This is a genomic window from Haemophilus parainfluenzae (genome assembly GCF_900450995.1).
GTDB classification, from domain to species: domain Bacteria; phylum Pseudomonadota; class Gammaproteobacteria; order Enterobacterales; family Pasteurellaceae; genus Haemophilus_D; species Haemophilus_D parainfluenzae_O.
Genome location: NZ_UGHY01000002.1, coordinates 953349 through 974294, shown reverse-complemented (window position 1 = coordinate 974294; position 20946 = coordinate 953349). Strand labels below are relative to the sequence as shown.

At 40.1% G+C, this 20946-nt stretch carries 23 protein-coding genes and 2 pseudogenes; 11 read left to right on the top strand and 14 right to left on the bottom strand.

Annotated elements, in window-relative coordinates:
- The first annotated feature begins 6 nt into the window (after window positions 1-6).
- The 3 genes from rpsD to rplQ are packed head-to-tail and all read left to right on the top strand — an operon-like array spanning window position 7 to window position 2072.
- Complete coding sequence (gene rpsD, locus DX522_RS04975) at window positions 7-627, top strand: 30S ribosomal protein S4 (protein ID WP_115180036.1); 621 nt, start codon at window positions 7-9, stop codon at window positions 625-627.
- Between the two features lie 31 nt (window positions 628-658).
- On the top strand, window positions 659-1648 hold the full coding sequence (locus DX522_RS04970; RefSeq protein ID WP_005695102.1) for a DNA-directed RNA polymerase subunit alpha: 990 nt from the start codon (window positions 659-661) through the stop codon (window positions 1646-1648).
- Between the two features lie 40 nt (window positions 1649-1688).
- A complete protein-coding gene (gene rplQ / locus DX522_RS04965; RefSeq protein WP_005695104.1) occupies window positions 1689-2072 on the top strand; it encodes a 50S ribosomal protein L17 in 384 nt (127 codons plus the stop codon).
- A gap of 58 nt (window positions 2073-2130) precedes the next feature.
- Here rplQ and rluA read toward each other — a convergent pair whose 3' ends face one another.
- Together rluA and rapA are read right to left on the bottom strand one after the other, a co-directional pair.
- Window positions 2131-2790 carry a bifunctional tRNA pseudouridine(32) synthase/23S rRNA pseudouridine(746) synthase RluA gene (gene rluA, locus DX522_RS04960; protein ID WP_115180035.1) on the bottom strand — a complete coding sequence of 220 codons (660 nt, stop codon included), beginning with the start codon at window positions 2788-2790 and terminating at the stop codon, window positions 2131-2133.
- Window position 2791: 1 nt separating this feature from the next.
- Window positions 2792-5554 (bottom strand): RNA polymerase-associated protein RapA, encoded by a 2763-nt coding sequence (gene rapA / locus DX522_RS04955; RefSeq protein ID WP_115180034.1) that lies wholly within the window; start codon window positions 5552-5554, stop codon window positions 2792-2794.
- Window positions 5555-5778: 224 nt separating this feature from the next.
- On the opposite strand from rapA, the gene DX522_RS04950 reads away from it, so the two are divergent.
- From DX522_RS04950 to pnuC, 4 genes and pseudogenes are all read left to right on the top strand, one after another.
- Window positions 5779-6132 (top strand): helix-turn-helix domain-containing protein, encoded by a 354-nt coding sequence (locus DX522_RS04950; protein WP_115180033.1) that lies wholly within the window; start codon window positions 5779-5781, stop codon window positions 6130-6132.
- A gap of 95 nt (window positions 6133-6227) precedes the next feature.
- Window positions 6228-6470: an IS3 family transposase gene (locus DX522_RS04945; RefSeq protein ID WP_410002736.1), complete on the top strand. Its 243-nt coding sequence runs from the start codon at window positions 6228-6230 to the stop codon at window positions 6468-6470.
- A pseudogene (locus tag DX522_RS04940) lies at window positions 6410-6937 on the top strand (IS3 family transposase); the annotation flags it as partial. The gene DX522_RS04945 and the pseudogene DX522_RS04940, both read left to right, overlap by 61 nt.
- Before the next feature lie 62 nt (window positions 6938-6999).
- Window positions 7000-7683, top strand: a complete 684-nt coding sequence (gene pnuC, locus DX522_RS04935; protein ID WP_115180030.1) for a nicotinamide riboside transporter PnuC — start codon at window positions 7000-7002, stop codon at window positions 7681-7683.
- A 34-nt stretch (window positions 7684-7717) separates the two neighbouring features.
- On the opposite strand, the gene DX522_RS04930 is transcribed toward pnuC, so the two are convergent.
- Window positions 7718-8416 carry a tRNA1(Val) (adenine(37)-N6)-methyltransferase gene (locus DX522_RS04930; RefSeq protein WP_262054164.1) on the bottom strand — a complete coding sequence of 233 codons (699 nt, stop codon included), beginning with the start codon at window positions 8414-8416 and terminating at the stop codon, window positions 7718-7720.
- Between the two features lie 70 nt (window positions 8417-8486).
- Here DX522_RS04930 and srmB point away from each other — a divergent pair.
- A pseudogene (gene srmB, locus DX522_RS04920) lies at window positions 8487-9817 on the top strand (ATP-dependent RNA helicase SrmB).
- 38 nt (window positions 9818-9855) lie between these two features.
- Here the strand turns inward: srmB and DX522_RS04915 are convergent.
- From DX522_RS04915 to nudE, 11 genes are all read right to left on the bottom strand, one after another.
- Complete coding sequence (locus DX522_RS04915; RefSeq protein ID WP_049374834.1) at window positions 9856-10059, bottom strand: hypothetical protein; 204 nt, start codon at window positions 10057-10059, stop codon at window positions 9856-9858.
- Between the two features lie 129 nt (window positions 10060-10188).
- A complete protein-coding gene (locus tag DX522_RS04910) occupies window positions 10189-10509 on the bottom strand; it encodes a DUF4298 domain-containing protein (RefSeq protein ID WP_115180029.1) in 321 nt (106 codons plus the stop codon).
- 79 nt (window positions 10510-10588) lie between these two features.
- Window positions 10589-12043: a decarboxylating NADP(+)-dependent phosphogluconate dehydrogenase gene (gene gnd, locus DX522_RS04905; protein WP_115180028.1), complete on the bottom strand. Its 1455-nt coding sequence runs from the start codon at window positions 12041-12043 to the stop codon at window positions 10589-10591.
- 98 nt (window positions 12044-12141) lie between these two features.
- Complete coding sequence (locus tag DX522_RS04900; RefSeq protein ID WP_114908440.1) at window positions 12142-12474, bottom strand: n-acetylglutamate synthase; 333 nt, start codon at window positions 12472-12474, stop codon at window positions 12142-12144.
- Between the two features lie 60 nt (window positions 12475-12534).
- Entirely contained in the window at window positions 12535-12927 is a 393-nt protein-coding gene (locus tag DX522_RS04895; protein ID WP_114908439.1) for a GNAT family N-acetyltransferase, read from the bottom strand.
- A gap of 33 nt (window positions 12928-12960) precedes the next feature.
- Window positions 12961-13659 carry a 6-phosphogluconolactonase gene (gene pgl / locus DX522_RS04890; protein ID WP_115180027.1) on the bottom strand — a complete coding sequence of 233 codons (699 nt, stop codon included), beginning with the start codon at window positions 13657-13659 and terminating at the stop codon, window positions 12961-12963.
- An 88-nt stretch (window positions 13660-13747) separates the two neighbouring features.
- Window positions 13748-15232, bottom strand: a complete 1485-nt coding sequence (gene zwf / locus DX522_RS04885; protein WP_115180026.1) for a glucose-6-phosphate dehydrogenase — start codon at window positions 15230-15232, stop codon at window positions 13748-13750.
- A gap of 72 nt (window positions 15233-15304) precedes the next feature.
- Window positions 15305-16111 carry a 3'(2'),5'-bisphosphate nucleotidase CysQ gene (gene cysQ / locus DX522_RS04880; RefSeq protein ID WP_115180025.1) on the bottom strand — a complete coding sequence of 269 codons (807 nt, stop codon included), beginning with the start codon at window positions 16109-16111 and terminating at the stop codon, window positions 15305-15307.
- 9 nt (window positions 16112-16120) lie between these two features.
- Window positions 16121-16525, bottom strand: a complete 405-nt coding sequence (locus tag DX522_RS04875; RefSeq protein ID WP_115180024.1) for a hypothetical protein — start codon at window positions 16523-16525, stop codon at window positions 16121-16123.
- 50 nt (window positions 16526-16575) lie between these two features.
- A complete protein-coding gene (locus tag DX522_RS04870; RefSeq protein WP_115180023.1) occupies window positions 16576-18576 on the bottom strand; it encodes an OPT family oligopeptide transporter in 2001 nt (666 codons plus the stop codon).
- Window positions 18577-18693: 117 nt separating this feature from the next.
- Window positions 18694-19242 carry an ADP compounds hydrolase NudE gene (nudE, locus tag DX522_RS04865; RefSeq protein WP_115180022.1) on the bottom strand — a complete coding sequence of 183 codons (549 nt, stop codon included), beginning with the start codon at window positions 19240-19242 and terminating at the stop codon, window positions 18694-18696.
- Window positions 19243-19306: 64 nt separating this feature from the next.
- Between nudE and hslR the strand changes: the two genes are divergently transcribed.
- From hslR to DX522_RS04850, 3 genes are all read left to right on the top strand, one after another.
- Window positions 19307-19702, top strand: a complete 396-nt coding sequence (gene hslR / locus DX522_RS04860) for a ribosome-associated heat shock protein Hsp15 (RefSeq protein WP_115180021.1) — start codon at window positions 19307-19309, stop codon at window positions 19700-19702.
- 79 nt (window positions 19703-19781) lie between these two features.
- Complete coding sequence (locus DX522_RS04855) at window positions 19782-20135, top strand: helix-turn-helix domain-containing protein (RefSeq protein WP_115179798.1); 354 nt, start codon at window positions 19782-19784, stop codon at window positions 20133-20135.
- A complete protein-coding gene (locus DX522_RS04850) occupies window positions 20120-20941 on the top strand; it encodes an IS3 family transposase (protein WP_115180020.1) in 822 nt (273 codons plus the stop codon). The genes DX522_RS04855 and DX522_RS04850 overlap by 16 nt, the downstream gene beginning before the upstream one ends.
- Window positions 20942-20946: the final 5 nt, after the last annotated feature.

Here is a 20946-nt window from a genome sequence, read left to right as displayed (position 1 = left end):
AAGAAAATGGCAAGATATTTGGGTCCTAAACTCAAGCTCAGCCGTCGTGAAGGCACTGATTTATTCCTTAAATCAGGTGTGCGTGCGATTGATTCAAAATGTAAAATTGATACAGCACCAGGTCAACACGGTGCTCGTAAACCGCGTTTGTCTGATTATGGTAGTCAATTACGTGAAAAACAAAAAGTTCGTCGTATCTATGGTATTTTAGAACGTCAATTCCGTAACTACTATAAAGAAGCAAACCGTTTAAAAGGTAATACTGGTGCAAACTTACTAGTATTATTAGAAGGTAGATTGGATAACGTTGTTTATCGCATGGGATTTGCTGCAACTCGCGCAGAAGCTCGTCAATTAGTGAGCCACAAAGCGATTGTCGTAAATGGTCGTGTTGTAAATATCCCATCTTTCCAAGTTTCTGTAAATGATGTCGTTGCTGTTCGTGAGAAATCTAAAAAACAAGCACGTATTAAAGCATCGTTAGAATTAGCAGAACAAAGAGAAAAACCAACTTGGTTAGAAGTTGATTCTGCGAAAATGGAAGGTGTGTTCAAACGTGTTCCTGAACGTTCTGATTTATCAGCAGACATTAACGAACATCTGATCGTTGAGCTTTACTCTAAATAATAGTTAAGCTTAAAAGCAAAGAGAGGATAAAATGCAGGGTTCTGTTACAGAATTTTTAAAACCACGCTTAGTAGATATCGAGCAAATTAGCTCTACTCATGCTAAGGTGATCTTAGAACCGTTAGAGCGTGGCTTTGGTCATACTCTAGGGAATGCATTACGTCGTATCCTTCTGTCTTCAATGCCAGGTTGTGCTGTAACTGAAGTAGAAATTGATGGCGTACTGCATGAATATAGTAGTAAAGAAGGTGTTCAGGAAGATATTCTTGAAGTTCTTTTAAACCTTAAAGGTCTAGCGGTTAAAGTACAGAATAAAGATGATGTTATTCTGACATTAAATAAATCTGGAATTGGCCCTGTTGTTGCAGCTGATATCACCCATGATGGTGATGTTGAGATTGTTAATCCATCACATGTAATCTGTCACTTAACAGACGAAAATGCATCTATTAATATGCGTATTCGTGTTCAACGTGGTAGAGGTTATGTACCAGCATCTGCTCGTACTCATTCACAAAATGAAGATCGTCCAATTGGTCGTTTATTAGTGGATGCTTGTTATAGCCCGGTTGACCGTATTGCTTACAATGTTGAAGCAGCACGTGTTGAACAACGTACTGACTTAGATAAACTAGTTATTGAGTTAGAAACTAACGGGACTATTGATCCGGAAGAAGCAATTCGTCGTGCAGCAACAATTTTAGCAGAGCAACTCGATGCATTCGTTGATTTGCGTGATGTTCGTCAACCTGAAGTCAAGGAAGAAAAACCGGAATTCGATCCGATTTTATTACGTCCTGTTGATGACTTAGAGTTGACAGTTCGTTCTGCTAACTGTTTGAAAGCAGAAACAATTCACTATATCGGTGACTTAGTACAACGTACAGAAGTTGAGTTATTAAAAACGCCTAATCTTGGTAAGAAATCTCTTACTGAAATTAAAGACGTTCTCGCTTCACGTGGCTTGTCACTTGGTATGCGCCTTGAGAATTGGCCACCAGCAAGTATTGCTGAAGACTAGTTTGGTCATAGGTTAAGATTTTTCTGAGAAGGATAAGATCATGCGCCATCGTAAGAGTGGTCGTCAACTAAACCGTAATAGCAGCCATCGCCAAGCGATGTTCCGTAACTTAGCAAGTGCTTTAGTTAGTCATGAAATCATCAAGACTACTTTACCAAAAGCTAAAGAATTACGTCGTGTAGTTGAACCGTTAATTACATTAGCAAAAGAAGATAGCGTTGCAAACCGTCGTTTAGCATTCGCTCGTACTCGTAACATCGAAACTGTTGCGAAATTATTCAATGAATTAGGTCCACGTTTTGCTCAACGTGCAGGTGGTTACACCCGTATCTTAAAATGTGGTTTCCGTGCAGGTGACAACGCTCCAATGGCATACATTGAGTTAGTTGATCGTCCAGAAGTTGCAGAAGCAGCAGCGGAATAATAATTTGTTATAAAATAAAAAGGTTCACTGATGTGAGCCTTTTTTATATCTTGTTTTCCTAAAATTCAGCTTCAGCTCTGAATGTCATTTTTTCACCTGTAATAGGGTGAGCAATCATAAGTTCTTCTGCATGTAAGCATAAGCGAGGTGACATCGATTTAGCTTGTGGGTGAGAATAAAACTTGTCCCCTAAAATGGGATGTCCAAGCGCAAGCGTATGTAAACGAAGTTGATGCGAACGTCCTGTGATTGGTGTCAGTTTCACTCGAGTACAGTTAGTTGGTAACCGTTCTAAAACTTCATAAAAAGTGACCGCTCTTTTGCCAAATACAAAATCAATGCGTTGACGAGGGCGATTTTCCCAATCACAAATCATAGGAAGATTAATTTCCCCACTATCTTGTTCTAAGTGTCCCCATACTAAAGCTTGATAATATTTCTTTGGCTCACGTTCACGGAATTGACGTTTCAACTCTTTATCTGCCGCTTTACTTAATGCAAATAGAATAATCCCACTTGTGGCCATATCTAAACGGTGTGCAGGTTCACAAAATCCAAATTTCTCTTTTACCCGGCTCATCGCACTATCGTAGTATTCAGGTTGATTGCCAGGAACTGAAAGTAAACCGCTTGGTTTATTTACCACGCAGATATGATTATCTTGATAGATAATATCTAAATACGGTTCTAAAGAGGGATGGTATTCAATAAGTGCCATATTATTCCTTATTTGTCACTATTACCCGAAGGCTATCTAATCGCCAACTTGCTTTACTTAACTCTTTCAGAGAAAGCACGCGTTGTTTTTCTAATACATCAATTTCCGCCTGGCGAATATTTTTATTTACTGCTTTCAAGGCTATAAGTCGATTGAGCTCAGTGCTCAATGTTTGATCTGCTAATTTACTGGCTTCTCGAATTTGAGTTTGTGCGATTTCAGTTATTTTGTGATCGCCTAGTTTAATTAATTGCTCAATATTTGAACGAACCATTTTGACCATTTTATTCGAAATGTTTTTACCTAGGGGCTTAAGTTTATTTTGCAATGAGTCAAAATTAACTTGTCCGGAGAGATCGTTTCCTTTGCTATCCAGCAATAAGCGAACAGGTGTAGGCGGAAGAAAACGATTCAGTTGCAAACCTTTTGGTGATTGGCTTTCAATCATATAGATCAATTCAACCAGCAGCGTGCCAGCAGGCAGCTGTTTATTGACTAATAATGCCATTGCTGCTTTGCCAATGTCACCAGAAGCGATTAAATCAATGCCTTGACGTATCATTGGATGATCCCAGGTAAGAAATTCTAATTCCTCACGAGCAAGGGCAAGTTGTCGGTCAAAAGTTATTGTGATACCTTCTTCTTTTAGTCCTGGAAAATTAGGAACAAGCATGGTGCCCGTTGGCGTGATGACAATGCTGTTTTCACCTAAATCATCTTGTTCTACACCAATAATATCAAATAAATTCAGTGTAAAATCGACTAATTGTGGGGAATTATCTGTTTGAGCAATTTCTGCCGCAAGTCGTTGTGCCTTTTCTCCACCATTAGAATTTAATTCTAACAAACGATCGCGTCCTTTCTCTAAGGCTAAGCGCAATGCTTTTGCTTGTTTTTGCGTTTGGAGAATAAGTTGCTCAAAATTCTCTTTGTTTTCTGACCGCACTTTTAATAAAGCTTCATATTGTTCAAACAATGCCATGCCAATAGGACACGTTTGTTCAAAGGCATTTAAACCTTCATGATACCAACGTGCTAAATCTTGCTGCGTAGAGTTTGCGAGGCAAGGTACATAAATTTTTACATCTCGTGTTTGTCCAATACGATCTAAACGGCCAATACATTGCTCAAGTAAATCAGGATTCTCTGGTAAATCGAAGAGTACAAGATGACAAGCAAATTGGAAATTTCTGCCTTCAGAACCAATGCTAGAACTCAGTAAAACTTGTGCACCATTATCGGTATCGGCAAAATAAGCCGCCGCGCGATCTCGTTCAATAATCGACATTTTTTCATGGAAAACGGCACTGCGAATGGCTTCTTTTTCTCGTAAAATTTGCTCAAGTTGAATTGCCGTTTGTGCTGTTTTACAAATGACTAAGATTTTTTCATTTCGGTGTGATTTTAGAAAATCAATTAACCAATGAATTTTTTCATCTACTTCAGCCGCATCAATCGTTATTTGATGGTAAACCCGGTGCGGGAAACCTTTCACCCCTTGGCGTGTATTGCGAAATAAAATTCGGCTTGTGCCATGTCTGTCGATGAGATTTTGAATAAGCTCTTGTCGTGCAGCTTGCTTTTCCTCATCATTATGGCAGGCTAAAGCTTTGAATAATGGTTCAATATTCCGCTCATTGAGTAAATCAGAAATGTGATTTTTTTCGACCGCATTTAGCGGCTTCTCTGAAAGCAGTGATTGCACCGCATCGGCCACAGGTTGATAATTTTCCTGTTCTTTTAAGAAGGCTTGGTAATCATAAAAACGCTCAGGATCAAGCAAGCGCAAGCGTGCAAAATGGCTTTCCAAACCTAGTTGTTCAGGCGTTGCAGTGAGTAATAAAACAGACGGAATAGCGTTAGCTAATTGTTCCACCAATAAATAAGCGGTACTTGGTGCATTTTCAGACCAAGCCAAATGATGCGCTTCATCGACAATTAAACAGTCAAATTCAGCTTCAATGGCTTGTTGTACGCGATGAGGATGTGCTTTCAACCAATCTAATGCACAGATAATTAAGCTTTCCGTGCTAAATGGATTGATGGCTTGTTCGGCAAAATCTTCACAACGTTCTTCATCAAATAATGAAAAATGTAAATTAAAACGACGAAGCATTTCGACAAGCCATTGATGTTGCAAGGTTTCCGGTACAATAATTAACACACGTTGTACTTTTTCAGCAAAAAGCTGGTTTTGCAAAATCATGCCCGCTTCAATGGTTTTACCTAACCCTACTTCATCCGCTAAGAGCACGCGAGGATTGATACGATTTCCTACCTCTTGCGCAATATGAAGTTGATGAGGAATTAATCCCGCTCGATTGCCTCGTAAGCCATGCAAAGGCGATTGAAATTGAGCTTGTTGATGCAGAAGTGTTTGATAGCGCAATGCAAAATGTTCACTACGATCAATCTGTGATGAAAAGAGGCGATCTTTCGCTTGGCTAAAAGATATTATCGGAGAAAGTTCTTTTTCATTGACGATAACATCTTCGCCTTGTGCATTTTTGACTAAATAAAATAAGAGACCATTCATTTCTTGAATATCAAGGACTTCACCCTGCCAACCTGCTTGGTGATGAAGTTGTTCCCCTTTATTCAATGCAATTCGGGTTAATGGCGCTTGCGCCACCGCGTAAATTCGGGTTTCATCCGTGGCAGGAAAGTGAAGGGTAACCGAGCGGAAATCTAAGGCGGTAATCATCCCTAATCCGAGGTTATTTTCGGTTTCACTAATCCAACGTTGACCGATTGCAAATGACATCATCTTCCTCTTAATGAATCTCTTAAAATGGGGCGATATTGTAGTCTGATTATAAGGGAAAGCAAGGCGCAGGCGAGTAAAAGCATGAAAAATAAAGTGTGATTTTTCTCACAATAATTAAATTAAATGTCACCTAAGCTTTACTTTAAAAAAGTGCGGTGTAAAATGATCTGCACCCCAAAAGTTGGACTCAACAAACCAACAATTGAGGTGCAGATTTTTTTATGGGTAAACACTACGCAATCGAATTTAAATTACAGGTTCTTCAACCTATTTTGAATGGGAAAATGAGTATTAGAGAAGCTGCGCGTTTTTACAATATTCCTTCCAACACCCTAGTCGGGACATGGTTGAAACGGTTTGAAAAAAGTGGCATAAAAGGACTTATTCCCCGTAAACCATCAGGACGACCGCCGATGAAACCCAAATATGCAAAAATGCCACCGCCACCCAAAACTGAAGAAGACCGTTTACGCCTGAGAATTTTACAGCTTGAAGCGGAGGTGGCCTACCTAAAGGAGTTGAGAAGGCTCAGACTTCAGGACGAAGCCGAGCAACGGAAATTATCCAAAGGTTAAGAACATGCTATCCGTTAAAATGGCTTTTAGGCTTTGCACAGTTAGCGCGTAGTACGTTTTTTGCGAAACTTCAGATTAAACCGGATAAGGATGAGTTGTTGAAAAAGGCCATTAAACGCATCAAAGCCAATCATCCTGATTATGGCTACCGACGAGTTCATGCCAGCTTGCCAGGCGTGAATCATAAAAAAGTTCAACGTTTAATGCAGACACTTGGGCTTCAAGTGCAGTCAAGAAAAAGCAAGAAATTTACGACCTATCGAGGCACGATAGGGGGATTGCACCGAATCATCTTGAACGCGATTTTAGTGCAACGGCCCCGAAACAAAAATGGGTGACCGATATCACAGAGTTTAAGGCGAAAGATGGGAGTAAAGTCTATTTATCTCCAATTTTAGACTTATTTAACAATGAGATAGTCTCCTATAATCTCAGCTATTCCCCAAACTGGGCACAAGTAGAGGACATGTTAATGCAAGCCGTCAAAGGATTAAATAAAGCTTGTGGTGTCATTTTGCATTCAGACCAAGGCTGGCAATATCAAATGGTAGCTTATCGTCAAATCTTGGCTGAACATGGCATCATTCAAAGTATGTCGAGAAAAGGGAATTGCTTGGACAATGCCGCGATGGAAAGTTTCTTTGGGCGATTAAAAACGGAATGTTTTTATGGTCGGGAATTTAAAACAAAAGAAGAGATAGTTGATGCTGTCAGAGATTATTTGGATTACTATAATCATCGAAGGATTCAACTAAAATTAAAAGGACTGAGTCCGATACAATATCGAAAACAATCCTTTAAATAACAGTCTAACTTTTTGGGGTCAGATCAAAAATGACGTACTTTTTCATAAAACAGGAGTGTTCCATGAATTGGACAGAACGACTTAAAGAAGAATTTTTATCAGGCTGGAAACTGTTTGAAGTGGCATGGGTAGTTATTTTCCTTGCTGCTCAAATTATTGCTTATGTTCTTGCACCGGATAGTCCATTAGGCATGATTTCGGGCATTGCAGGTATTCTCTGTGTCGTATTGGTGAGTAAAGGTAAAATTAGTAACTATTTCTTTGGGCTTATTTTTGCTTACACCTATTTTTATGTCGCCTGGGGAAACAATTTCCTTGGTGAAATGAATACGGTGCTCTATGTGTATATCCCATCACAATTTATCGGCTATTTTATGTGGAAACAACACATGCAAAATGATAATGGCGGTGAAAGTGTAATTGCAAAAGCTTTGACGCCAAAAGGTTGGGCAATTTTACTCGTGAGTGTTGGGGTTGGTACTTTTTGCTTTGTGCAAGCCTTAAAAGCGGCAGGCGGGAGTTCTACAGGATTAGATGGTTTAACCACGATTATCACCGTAGCGGCACAATTATTGATGATTTTGCGTTATCGTGAGCAATGGTTATTATGGATTGTCTTAAATGTGCTTTCCATTTTGCTTTGGGCAGAACAGCCAGCAATGTACTTAATGTATAGTGCTTACTTACTCAACTCATTATATGGTTATTACAACTGGACGAAGCTCGTCAAAGCAGAAAATCACTAATCACATCAATTAAAAAGGGCATAGTAATATGCCCTTACATTTTTAAATAAAATGCCTTCGTCAATGCAATAAATTCCTCTGTGTACTGATTGTTTTCGTCATAAATTACCAAGCTATCTTTTACCTGTGGTAAATGCTCTCGGCTAAACGTGAGTAACATCCGTTGTGGATCTTTTCCTATTTTTGTAATGACATCAGTCTGCTTAATGCAATAAAGTGCGGTTGAATTTATCAATGTTTTCCCCGCCTCATAAGGCAAGACAAAACTGATTTTTCCTTTTTCGGATAAACAACTCATCGCCCAATTTAACCAATCTAAATGACTTTGTTGAACATAACGGGCAAGTGCTCGTTCGTCATTTTTACATTCAACGCCTTGTGCAAAATAAGGCGGATTAGCCACAATTAAATCAAATTGATGCGCTGTTTGTTGGCAATAAGTTTGCACGTCTTGGCGTGTTAAATGAAGACGATTATGCCATGGCGAGGTCTGGAAGTTTTCTTGTGCTTGTTGTGCTGCAAAGGGATCAAGTTCAACGGCTTCAATTTGGCAATGCTCATGACTTAGTTGGGCAAGCATTAATGCAACCAAGCCTGTGCCAGTCCCCATATCAAGAATACGCTGACAATCAGACACATCCGCCCATGCACCCAGTAAAATGCCGTCAGTGCCGACTTTCATTGCACAATGTTGTTGATTAATATGGAATTGTTTAAAGGTAAAGCTGCTCATAAAATCTTGCGGAAAATGACCGCACTTTCAGGTATAATCAGCCCCAATTTTAACAAATTAACGCAAAATAATGAATTTATCCCCATTTGAAGAATTCGATCTTTCCCCGAATTATTAAAAGCCTTAGAAAAGAAAGGCTACACCCGTCCAACCGCCATCCAATTAGAAGCGATTCCGGCAGCCATGGAAGAACGTGATGTGCTCGGTTCTGCACCAACAGGTACAGGCAAAACTGCTGCATTCTTATTGCCGGCAATTCAGCATTTATTGGATTATCCACGTCGTAAACCAGGGGCGCCTCGCATTTTAATTTTAACGCCAACTCGTGAGCTGGCGATGCAGGTTGCAGAACAAGCGGAAGAGTTGGCGCAATTCACGCATTTGAAGATTGCAACCATTACCGGCGGTGTGGCGTATCAAAATCATGGGGAAGTATTTAATTCAAATCAGGATATCGTGGTGGCAACACCGGGTCGTTTATTGCAATACATCAAAGAAGAAAACTTTGATTGCCGTGCAGTAGAAATGCTGATTTTTGATGAAGCAGATCGCATGTTGCAAATGGGCTTTGGCCAAGATGCGGAGAAAATTGCCGCTGAAACGCGTTGGCGTAAACAAACGCTCCTTTTCTCAGCGACATTAGAAGGGGAGCTATTAGTTGATTTTGCCGATCGTTTATTAAATGACCCTGTCAAAATTGATGCCGAGCCAAGTCGTCGTGAGCGTAAGAAAATCAATCAGTGGTATTATCACGCTGATAGCAATGAACATAAAATTAAGTTGATTGCACGTTTTATCGAAACCGAGAATGTGAGTCGCGGCATTGTGTTTGTGCGTCGTCGCGAAGATGTACGAGAACTTTCTGAAACTTTGCGTAAACGTGGCATTCGTTCTACTTATTTAGAAGGCGATATGGCGCAAACGCAACGTAATAATGCCATTGATAAGTTGAAATCTGGGATTGTCACTGTGTTAGTTGCTACTGATGTGGCTGCTCGCGGGATTGATATTGATGATGTGACACACGTCATGAACTTCGATTTGCCTTATAGTGCAGATACGTATTTACATCGTATTGGTCGTACAGCTCGCGCAGGGAAAAAGGGGACAGCAGTTTCTTTTGTTGAAGCACATGATTACAAATTGCTCGGTAAAATTAAGCGTTACACGGAAGAACTGTTGAAAGCACGTATTTTAGAAGGATTAGAGCCTCGCACTAAACCACCGAAAGATGGGGAAGTAAAATCTATGTCTAAAAAGCAAAAAGCGCGTATTAAAGAAAAGCGTGAAAAAAAGAAAAAAGCAGACGTGAAGAAGAAAGCTAAACTGCGTCATAAAGATGCGAAAAACATTGGTAAACGCCGTAAACCAAGTGTAGAAAAAGCGGCAGAAAAACAATAAAAAACAACCGCACTCATTAAGTGCGGTTATTTTTTTGACTATTTATGAACTTGGCTACCGATTAAGCCACCTAATGCGGCACCGCCTAATGTAGTTGCGGCATTACCGCCAATCATATAGCCCGCTGCACCACCGATAGCTGCGCCAGCTGTTGTATTTTTTTGAGTACGACTCATATTTCCACATGCTGCAAGAGAAATAACAGTCATCGCGATAACAAGTGATTTTCCAACTAATTTCATAGGATCTCTCCGTGTTTAACATATAAAACTATCCATTATGATAGTAATCCCTAAGACAAACGGAGATGAATGCAAGTTCAAAAATATGCGTTTTTCGGTGTTTTTCTGAACAATTAAATATATTGAATATTAATCTTTAGCTTGATCTAATACTTTCGCAACCACTTTCAAATATTCAATCGCCAATCCATGGTGTCCTACGCTCGCATTAAATACCAAGTCCTCACTTAATACACCACAAGGCATATCCTCAGGGATCTTACCGTCTTCATAAGCTTGATAATCTTCTCGCCAGTCACCATCAAAATAATAGTGTTCTAAGGTTTTCATTTTTGGTAAGAAGGCTTGCCATTTTTCAAGAAATTGTTCCGCGTCAGCTAAGAAACTCTCCGCTTCATTGAGAAGATTTTCCATTTCTGAAATTTTATCCAAGCGTGGTTGAGGTAACATAGGTTTCTCCAAAATAAGGTAAAAATAAACCGCACTTTATGTGAATAAAGTGCGGTGAGTTTATCATACGTTTTTAGACTTACACATCATAAGTGGTAGATGCTGTGTTACCGCCACGACCTGTCCAGTTAGTATGGAAGAATTCGCCACGTGGTTTATCAGTACGCTCATAAGTATGTGCGCCGAAGTAGTCACGTTGTGCTTGCAATAAGTTTGCTGGTAAACGTGCTGAAGTATACCCATCTAAGAAAGTGATTGCAGACGCCATACAAGGCATTGGAATACCCACTTCGATAGATTTTGCCACCACTTTACGCCAGTCACTTAATGCGTTTTCTAAAATACCTTTGAAGTAACTATCTGAACCCAAGAAGATTAAATCTGGATTTGCTTCATATGCATCACGAATGTTACCTAAGAAACGGCTACGGATAATACAACCTTCACGCCATAATAACGCCGTTGCACCATAGTTAATATCCCAACCAAATTGTTCAGAAGCTTCACGAATCAGCATAAAACCTTGTGCGTAAGAAATGATTTTTGACGCCAATAATGCTTTACGTACCGCTTCAATCCAAACTTTTTTGTCACCTTCAACTGGAACAACTGTTTTATTGAATAATTGATTTGCTGCAATACGTTGATCTTTAAATGAAGATACGCAACGAGCAAAGACGGATTCAGTGATTAAAGTTAAAGGAATACCGAAATCTAATGCGTTGATGCCCGTCCATTTACCTGTCCCTTTTTGACCAGCAGTATCTAAGATTTTTTCAACTAATGGCTCACCATCCGCATCTTTATAACCAAGAATGTCGGTGGTGATATCGATTAGATAGCTATCAAGCTCAGTTTTTTTCCATTCTGCGAAGATCGATTGCATCTCTTCGTAGCTTAAGCCTAAACCTTCTTTTAAGAATTGGTACGCTTCACAGATTAATTGCATATCGCCATATTCAATACCATTGTGAACCATTTTCACAAAGTGGCCTGCGCCTTCACCGCCAACCCAGTCACAGCAAGGTTCGCCTTGTTCGGTTTTAGCGGAGATTGCTTGGAAGATTGGTTTCACATATTGCCATGCATCTTGATTACCACCCGGCATGATAGATGGCCCATGACGCGCACCTTCTTCACCGCCAGAAACCCCCGAACCGATAAAGCGAATGCCTTTTTCCGCTAACGCTTTTACACGACGATTTGTATCTGGGTAGTTTGAGTTACCACCATCAATAATAATATCGCCTTCTTCTAAGTGCGGTAATAATGCCTCAATGAATTGATCTACTACATCACCCGCGCGCACCATTAACATCACTTTACGTGGTTTTTCTAATTTAGAAGCTAAATCTTCTAAAGAGTATGCGCCGATAATATTCGTGCCTTTTGCTGCACCTTGTAAAAATTCATCCACTTTTGAAGTGGTACGGTTATATGCCACGACTTTAAAGCCATGATCGTTCATATTTAAAATGAGGTTTTGCCCCATTACGGCTAAGCCGATAACACCGATGTCGCCTTTTACTGACATTGTTTTCTCCTGTTTGTGAGGTACCGATGCACCTATCATTTAGTATTTATTGTAAAGTATAAGAAGCTTGTTTCAGATATTCTATAGCAAAACTTATTTTAAATTTCTCTAATTAAAGAGCTGCCTTGCTCTAATGTGTCTAGCCACTGCCATTTTTCATGACCGACGAGTTTACTTTTTTCTAAAGAAAATGTTGTACAGCAACGCCCCAAACGATTTTCTAGTGATTGATTTAAATGTTGATACGTAAATTGAACTTGAGTATCGTTAATCCATTTTCCAATTAAAAAACCTTTTAAAATTTCACCGCCACCATATTCTGCCCAAATCATTTTACCTTGCTGATGGTAATGAAATTCGGTTTGGCTGCTGACCTCACCATTTGCGGTGTTTTCAACAGCAATAAATTTTTTATTATCTAAATTTAACATTAAAGTAACTCCGCATCTGATGTATCTATATCTTATTTTAGTCCGTACAATGCTAATAAATTAACTCCTCGTCCACGCACTCATATGCTGTGTAAATCCAATATGCGGATAATAATCTACAGCTTGTGGAGCTGATAACAGCACAATTTTAGCTTGTGGATGTAAGGCTTGTTTAGTGTGTTCAATCAATTGCAATCCAATACCTTGTTTTTGATATTGTTCATCAACCGCTAAATCAGATAAATAACAGCAATAGGCAAAATCCGTCACGGAACGTGCTATGCCCACTAATTGTTCACCATCCCAAGCAGTAACTAATAAATCTGCATGGTGCAACATCGCCGCGACGCGTTTTTCATCCTCTAACGGACGGCGTGCCCCGAGCGTTGTTTTATTTAGCAGTGCAATAAATTGTTTAACTGAAATCGGTTCATTCACTTTGTAGTCTATCATTTTGCAAGCCTGAGATATTTGATTCTAAACTTATTATAGCAACTCCGCCGCTGCCTTATCCAAATACCATTCCGTCACCCCATTTTTTGCTTTAATTTTTGCTGCAGGGTAAGGCAGGTTTTCTGCAGGAGTAGTTTGGATTTCTTTTAAAATATCCGCTTTGCTTTCTCCAGTGACCAAGTAGGTAATGCGTTTGGCTTGTTCAATGAGTTTGACTGTTTTAGAAATGCGAATTTGGCCGCTTTCAGGGTGCTTAGCAATGACAGCAAGGTTTTCATCATCAAAATTGGTTTGATGTGGGAAGAGAGAAGCGGTATGACCATCAGTTCCCATGCCTAAAATAATCCAATCAAAAATACCGTTTGGAATGACCGCACTTAATTCTTCTTCGAAGCGTTTTAACTCAAAGTGCGGTTCATTTTCACCACGAATTCGGTGGATATTTTCTGCTGGAATTTGAATATGATCGAATAAAAGTTTTTGTACTTCGCCATAGTTGCTTTCAGGATCAGATGGCGGAACCATACGATCATCTCCCCACCAAAAATGCAGATTTTTCCAGTTAATTTGTTCAGCATAAGGTGATTTGGCTAAGGTTTTAAATAACAACTTAGGCGTTGAACCACCAGAAAGAGAAATATGCACAGGGTGAGTTAATTGACTATAAATCAAAAATTCTTGTGCAATTTTATCGACTGCGTGTTGAGCCGTTGGGAAGCTGATATAGTTCATCGATTTTCCGTAGGGTGGGCTTTAGCCCACAATTTATTATGTTCGATATTAAGAGAGGTGGGCTAAAGCCCACCCTACATTAGATTAATTAAACTTTTTTCTTCATTAAACCTGTCGGTTTACGCCAAACTTTGCCTTGTTTTGCAATTAATTTATCGGCTGCCACAGGGCCCCAAGTGCCGGCTTCATATTCATGAATACGACCACCATTAGCTTTGTAATCTAAAATCGGTTGCACAAATTTCCATGCGGCATGCACAGCATCAGTACGAGCAAACAAGGTAGCATCGCCTTTCATCGCATCTAACAATAAGCGTTCATAAGCGGTTAATACTTGTGCGCCTGCTAAATCTGCATAACGGAAATCCATTGATACTTCTTTCGCTTCAAAACCTGCGCCTGGTTTTTTCAAACCAAAACGCATTGAAATTGCTTCATCAGGTTGAATACGAATAATCAATTTATTCTCTGGTGCATTTTGGCTGAATACAGGATGTGGCGTAGTTTTAAAATGGATCACAATTTCAGTCACACGAGCCGGTAAGCGTTTACCCGTACGGACATAGAATGGCACACCAGCCCAACGCCAGTTTTCAATTTCACAACGCAATGCGATGTAGGTTTCAGTGCGAGAATCTGCAGGCACACCTTTTTCTTCTAGATAGCCCTTTTCCATTTTGCCGTTAATTTCAGCTGCAGTGTATTGACCTAAAACGAGATTATGCTCCATATCTTCTGCAGTTAATGGACGCAAACTATGCATCACTTTTGCTACTTCATCACGCATGGAGTTCGCATTAATAATCGCTGGCGGCTCCATTGCCACCATCGCTAATACTTGCAATAAATGGTTTTGGAACATATCGCGCATTGCGCCAGAACCATCATAATAGCCACCGCGCTCTTCCACGCCAATAGATTCTGCACCAGTAATTTCTACATAATCAATGAAATTACGGTTCCAAAGCGGTTCAAACCAACCATTTGAAAAACGTAATACGAGCAAGTTTTGAACGGTTTCTTTACCTAAATAATGGTCGATACGATAAATTTGGTGTTCTTCAAAGAAACGGTGGATTTGTACGTCTAGTGCTTGTGCTGTTTTTTCATCATAACCAAAAGGTTTTTCCACAATAATACGTTTCCAGCCATATTCTTCCGTATTTAAACCATGTGCAGCCAAACACTCAGGAATTACGCCATAAAGACTTGGCGGAGTGGACATATAGTAAAGCGTGTTACCAGAAGTTTTATATTTATCATGAAGATTATCTAAGCGTGGAACAAGTTTATCGTAATCTTGCGCATCAGAAGTATTCACCGCTTGGTAATAAAGATGAGAGCAGAAAGCATCTAAGGTTTCTGGTGTTGTTTCTTCATTATGGATTAAAGCCTCACGCATTTTTTCGCGGAAAGTTTCATCGTTCAACTCAGAACGTGCAACACCTAGAACGGAAAAGTTTTCACTCAAACGCCCGATTTTGTAGAGATTATAAAGAGCTGGAATGAGTTTACGGTGAGTTAAATCACCGGAAGCACCAAAAATCACGATACAGTTATTATTCGTTTGCATATTATTCCTTATTGTTCCGAGTAGTGTTTTTAAATAATGCAATATATTACTGCACTTTACCAATCGAACCAATCAATTAAATTGAAAGACAGATGCCCAATTTTGTGTATTATCTGACACCATCACAAAGTTTGGATTAATTAAACTTTCACGCTGGTTATAGGTGAGTGGCTGAAAGTGTGGATCGAAAATTCCCCCATTGATTTCAGCTAATAAGATTTCAGCGCCTGCAGTGTCCCATTCGCCGGTTTTGCCGAGGCGAATATAGCAATCAACCGCCCCTTCAGCGACTAAACCGCTTTTTAAGCTACTCGAACCGACCACCGTAAATTCGCATGCCAAATTCTTCGCTAAAATTGACCGCACTTTTTCTTGTGAGGTGGTGGCGCCTACGGCGATTTTTAACGGTTTGGTGAGATCGATTTTTCGTGGCTGTAAGCGTGTTATCTTTTTTTCACTTTGTTTGAATGCTCCAAAGTCTTTCATGGCGTAATAGGTAATATTCAAAATAGGGAAATGGATAACACCCAGTACTGGTTGATGGTTTCGCACGAGTGTAATCAACACCGAAAATTGATCCGTGCGATCAATAAATTGCTGCGTGCCATCAAGGGGATCGATTAGCCAATAAGTTTGCCAAGTTTGGCGTTGTTCAAAGGGGATATTGCAGTTTTCCTCTGAAAGAACAGGAACATCGGAGAAAAGTGCGGTTAGTTTTTCAATTAAAAACTGGCTGACAAATAAATCTGCCTCTGTAACAGGTGTGTTATCCGATTTGGTTTGTATTGCCACATTCTGTTGGTAAAAACGGGCCAAATGTTTTCCCGCTTCATTGGCAAGCGTACGGACTTGATCGAGAAGAGATTGAGATAATTGCATATTTATTCTCTACTTTGATTTAGGTAATAACAAGGAGAGGAAAATTGTCGTATAGATTGCCATGATAGCAGAGCCGCCTAAGATGAAGGATATACGGTCAGTGAGGTATTTCGTATTTGGTGTGATCACGACATTGCCGATACTCCAATAACAAAAAATAATGATAAATGAAAAAAGGAGAATTTTCTTCCAATGATGGTTTAGATAACCTCGGCATTTGGCAAAGTAAGCATTGATTATCGCCGGAACAGTGAGAGGCCAAAATGTCAAAAAGAAGCCAAATAACGCAGAGTCGAAATAACCTTCTCTGTAGCCGTCTAGGTCGAAAACGACACAAGCAATAACACTGCCTATCAGCTGCGTAACTAGTGGGAAGATAATAATCACTTTCAAATAAGGGGATTGATTTGACACCTTAAGCTCCTAGAAAAATAGGCTATCCGAAGACAGCCTATTTTCATCCATTATTTTGATTTCTTCGCACGCAATACACGAGAAACGAAAATAAAGACACCGAAGATAAACACGGCAAGACCGAGTAATTCGCCCATATTATCCCAGTTTTCTAACGCTAAGGCTAATGGTGCTTCAGATCCGCCAGATGTTACAGATGCCGCGATAATGAAGGCTAGGATAACGCCCATTAAGCTTTCACCGACAATTAAACCTGCCGCGAAAAGTGTACCGAAACGTTCTGCTTTTTTCTCCACTTCTGTATCGTTAGTGCGTTTTGCATAGCTCTTAATATTGCGAGTGAGAAGCCATGCCATCACCGCACCGACCACAACCGGCATATTGATTGATGGTGGAAGGTAAATACCAATACCAACCGCTAATACTGGTAGCGCGAAGCGGCTGTTAGTCGTTTTACGCATAAGCGCATCAATAATGATTAATACCAGACCCAAGCCAACACCACTTAAAATGTAAGTCCATTCTAATTGGTTGGTGAAAATACCTTTTGAAATGGTGGTCATAATCGTTGCTTGTGGTGCGGAAAGTGCTTGTGTTGGATCCATATCTGGACGTGGTAATGCACCCGTGAAACCATAAGCGTGGTATAAAATTTCTAATACCGGCGCAATCACTAATGCACCAACGAAACAACCAATGATTAACGCAACCTGTTGTCTCCAAGGTGTTGCTTCAACTAAAAGACCAGTTTTTAAGTCTTGTAAGTTATCGTTTGAAATAGTAGCTGTGGTTAATACGATAGATGCGGTAAACAAGGTCAATGCGGTTAAGAATTTTTGACCGTCTGCCGTTTCAAATAAGCCACTGCTTTTACCAATGGTCACTAAAACAAGTGAAATTACGATAACGGAAATAATCCCGATACCTGAAATTGGGCTGGAAGATGAACCAACTAATCCCGCCATATAACCCGATGCCGCTGCGACGAAGAAGCCAATTAACACCGCAAGTAGAGTACAAACCACGACTAATAACACGGCAAGTTCAGCAGAAATTGGTGCGGCTGCAACGAAGTGATATAAGGAAATCACGATTAACACGACAGTCGCCAATAAAATATAAATAATGGTTTTTGGCGATAAGTCGATATCAATACGATGTTCTGATTCAGTTTGTGAGCCTTTTAACATACGGAATGAATGAACCATCCCTTCAATCATTGGTTTGAAAAGGATTAATAATGTCCAAATTGCTGCGATACCGATAGTACCTACACCGATAAAGCGAACTTTCGTTTTCCATTCAGCCATGGCATAACTAACAATAGAGGCATCGGTTGGCATATCACCCGTTGCGGTGAAATAAGGCACAGCCACACCCCAAGCGAGGAATGTACCGAATAACATCGCAAGACCGCCCACGATACCGATTAAGTAACCCGCACCGACTAATGCAAGAGAGAAACCCATCGGTAATTGGAAAACGGCTTTGCCGTTAGAGAACCATGCACTTGCGCTGTCAGACATCACACGTAATGCATTCGTTAAGAACGCAACAGTTCCCGCAAAAATACCGCCATAAGCGATATCTTTTACACCGCTGTCGCTTTCGTCGTTATTGCCTGCTTTTAAGATTTCAGCTGCAGCCACACCTTCAGGGTAAGGTAAGTCGCTGTTTACCACCATCGCACGACGTAATGGAATAGTGAAGAGTACGCCCAACGTACCGCCAGAGGCACAGATAAGCACGGTTTGCCAGAATGGGAATTCTTGCCAGTAACCCATCATTAACAGGCCTGGAAGAACGAAAATAACAGAGGATAAGGTCCCTGCTGATGAAGCTTGGGTTTGCACCATGTTATTTTCTAAGATGCTGGAATCCTTAAAGAATTTTAAAATTGCCATAGAGATTACGGCAGCTGGAATAGAGGAAGCGAATGTCATCCCCACTTTAAGACCCAAATAAACGTTAGATGCAGTGAAGATCACTGTAATTAACGCCCCAAGGAACATTCCTCGGAAGGTCAATTCTTTTAAATTATCATGATACATAAATTTTCCTATTTATTTTTGAAAAAAATGACTATACATTCTCAAAAAAAGAATAATTATTCAAGTTTTATTTAAAGTTAATCGCTTGTGATTAGAATTTATCTAAATTTCTTCGATTTATTTACGTTTTTTTAAATAATCTCGTAAGGTATAAAGTGCGGTTAAGTTTCTTGCCTCATTAAATTCATCACTTATCAACAGGGCATCAAGTTGAGATAAAGGGTAACGCACGATTTCTAGTGGTTCGGGCTCATCCCCTTCCAGTTGATTTGGGTATAGATCTTCACCTAGTAAAACGTGCATTTTATGACCCATGATTTGTGGATTGATCTTCATCGTACGTAAAAACGTCCATTTTTTTGCCCCAAAGCCAATTTCTTCCTGTAATTCGCGATTCGCACTTTGTTCGGGTGTTTCTCCTGTATCCATCCCACCTTTTACAAAACCTAGTTCATATTGTTCCGTTCCAACAGCATATTCGCGAACCAGGAGAAGATCCTCTCCATCAATCGCAATCACCATGACGGAATCGCGATTAAAAGGGCGAAAACGTTCGTAAGTGCGGTCAATGCCATTAGAGAATTTGAGATCGACAGTTTGAATTTCAAACAAGCGGGATTTTGCCACGGTGGAAAGGGAGAGAATGTGTGGAAGTTGTTTTTTCATGATATTAGCCCTATTATCTTGTTATTGGCTCATCATACGCAAAGTGAGAGAAATAGGAAGAGTTATGTCTGAAAATAACGAAGTACGATTAGATAAATGGCTTTGGGCGGCGCGTTTTTATAAAACCCGTAGCATTGCGAAAGCGATGATTGAAGGGGGCAAAGTCCATTACAACGGACAACGAGCAAAAGTGAGTAAAAATGTAGAAATCGGTGCCATGATTAAGCTACGTCAAGGCAACGATGAAAAAGAAATTGAAGTGATTGCCTTAAGTGACCAACGTCGTGGCGCCCCTGAAGCACAATTGCTTTACCAAGAAACGGCACAGAGTGTGAAAAAACGCGAAGAAATGGCATGGGCAAGAAAAAATAATGCACTTTCGATGCCACATCCTGATCGTCGTCCAAACAAAAAAGAACGTCGAGATTTATTGAAATTTAAACACCAAGATGAGTTCTAGAAAACAAAAGTGCGGTCAAAATGATCTGCACCCCAAAAGTTGGACTCAACAAACCAACAATTGAGGTGCAGATTTTTTTATGGGTAAACACTACACAATCGAATTTAAATTACAGGTTATTCAACCTATTTTGAATGAGAAAATGAGTATTAGAGAAGCCGCGCGTTTTTACAATATTCCCTCCAACACCCTAGTCGGGACATGGTTGAAACGGTTTGAAAAAAGTGGCATAAAAGGACTGATTCCCCGTAAACCATCAGGACGACCGCCAATGAAACCCAAATATGCCAGAATGCCACCGCCACCCAAAACTGAAGAAGACCGTTTACGCCTGAGAATTTTACAGCTTGAAGCGGAGGTGGCCTACCTAAAGGAGTTGAGAAGGCTCAGACTTCAGGACGAAGCCGAGCAACGGAAATTATCCAAAGGTTAAGAACCCGCTATCCGTTAAAATGGCTTTTAGGCTTTGCACAGTTAGCGCGTAGTACGTTTTTTGCGAAACTCCAGATTAAACTGGATAAGGATGAGCAGCTGAAAAAGGCCATTAAACGCATCAAAGCCAATCATCCTGATTATGGCTACCGACGTGTTCATGCCTGTTTACCAGGCGTGAATCATAAAAAAGTTCAACGTTTAATGCAGACACTTGGGCTTCAAGTGCGGTCAAGAAAAAGCAAGAAATTTACGACCTATCGAGGCACGATAGGGGTGATTGCACCGAATCATCTTGAACGCGATTTTAGCGCAACGGCCCCGAAACAAAAATGGGTAACTGATATCACCGAGTTTAAGGCGAAAGATGGGAGTAAAGTCTATTTATCTCCAATTTTAGACTTATTTAACAATGAGATAGTCTCCTATAATCTCAGCTATTCCCCAAACTGGGCGCAAGTAGAGGACATGTTAATGCAAGCCGTCAAAGGATTAAATAAAGCTTGTGGTGTCATTTTGCATTCAGACCAGGGATGGCAATATCAAATGGTAGCTTATCGTCGAATCTTGGCTGAATATGGCATTATTCAAAGTATGTCGAGAAAAGGGAATTGCTTGGACAATGCCGCGATGGAAAGTTTCTTTGGGCGATTAAAAACGGAATGTTTTTATGGTCGGGAATTTAAAACAAAAGAAGAGATAGTTGATGCTGTCAGAGATTATTTGGATTACTATAATCATCGAAGGATTCAACTAAAATTAAAAGGACTGAGTCCGATACAATATCGAAAACAATCCTTTAAATAACAGTC

What these genes read in the sequence shown, in the direction of transcription:
- rpsD (WP_115180036.1), top strand. Translation starts at nt 7, where the DNA reads ATGGCAAGATATTTGGGTCCTAAACTCAAGCTCAGCCGTCGTGAAGGC.
- DX522_RS04970 (WP_005695102.1), top strand. Translation starts at nt 659, where the DNA reads ATGCAGGGTTCTGTTACAGAATTTTTAAAACCACGCTTAGTAGATATC.
- rplQ (WP_005695104.1), top strand. Translation starts at nt 1,689, where the DNA reads ATGCGCCATCGTAAGAGTGGTCGTCAACTAAACCGTAATAGCAGCCAT.
- rluA (WP_115180035.1), bottom strand. Translation starts at nt 2,790, where the DNA reads ATGGCACTTATTGAATACCATCCCTCTTTAGAACCGTATTTAGATATT.
- rapA (WP_115180034.1), bottom strand. Translation starts at nt 5,554, where the DNA reads ATGTCATTTGCAATCGGTCAACGTTGGATTAGTGAAACCGAAAATAAC.
- DX522_RS04950 (WP_115180033.1), top strand. Translation starts at nt 5,779, where the DNA reads ATGGGTAAACACTACGCAATCGAATTTAAATTACAGGTTCTTCAACCT.
- pnuC (WP_115180030.1), top strand. Translation starts at nt 7,000, where the DNA reads ATGAATTGGACAGAACGACTTAAAGAAGAATTTTTATCAGGCTGGAAA.
- DX522_RS04930 (WP_262054164.1), bottom strand. Translation starts at nt 8,416, where the DNA reads ATGAGCAGCTTTACCTTTAAACAATTCCATATTAATCAACAACATTGT.
- DX522_RS04915 (WP_049374834.1), bottom strand. Translation starts at nt 10,059, where the DNA reads ATGAAATTAGTTGGAAAATCACTTGTTATCGCGATGACTGTTATTTCT.
- DX522_RS04910 (WP_115180029.1), bottom strand. Translation starts at nt 10,509, where the DNA reads ATGTTACCTCAACCACGCTTGGATAAAATTTCAGAAATGGAAAATCTT.
- gnd (WP_115180028.1), bottom strand. Translation starts at nt 12,043, where the DNA reads ATGTCAGTAAAAGGCGACATCGGTGTTATCGGCTTAGCCGTAATGGGG.
- DX522_RS04900 (WP_114908440.1), bottom strand. Translation starts at nt 12,474, where the DNA reads ATGTTAAATTTAGATAATAAAAAATTTATTGCTGTTGAAAACACCGCA.
- DX522_RS04895 (WP_114908439.1), bottom strand. Translation starts at nt 12,927, where the DNA reads ATGATAGACTACAAAGTGAATGAACCGATTTCAGTTAAACAATTTATT.
- pgl (WP_115180027.1), bottom strand. Translation starts at nt 13,659, where the DNA reads ATGAACTATATCAGCTTCCCAACGGCTCAACACGCAGTCGATAAAATT.
- zwf (WP_115180026.1), bottom strand. Translation starts at nt 15,232, where the DNA reads ATGCAAACGAATAATAACTGTATCGTGATTTTTGGTGCTTCCGGTGAT.
- cysQ (WP_115180025.1), bottom strand. Translation starts at nt 16,111, where the DNA reads ATGCAATTATCTCAATCTCTTCTCGATCAAGTCCGTACGCTTGCCAAT.
- DX522_RS04870 (WP_115180023.1), bottom strand. Translation starts at nt 18,576, where the DNA reads ATGTATCATGATAATTTAAAAGAATTGACCTTCCGAGGAATGTTCCTT.
- nudE (WP_115180022.1), bottom strand. Translation starts at nt 19,242, where the DNA reads ATGAAAAAACAACTTCCACACATTCTCTCCCTTTCCACCGTGGCAAAA.
- hslR (WP_115180021.1), top strand. Translation starts at nt 19,307, where the DNA reads ATGTCTGAAAATAACGAAGTACGATTAGATAAATGGCTTTGGGCGGCG.
- DX522_RS04855 (WP_115179798.1), top strand. Translation starts at nt 19,782, where the DNA reads ATGGGTAAACACTACACAATCGAATTTAAATTACAGGTTATTCAACCT.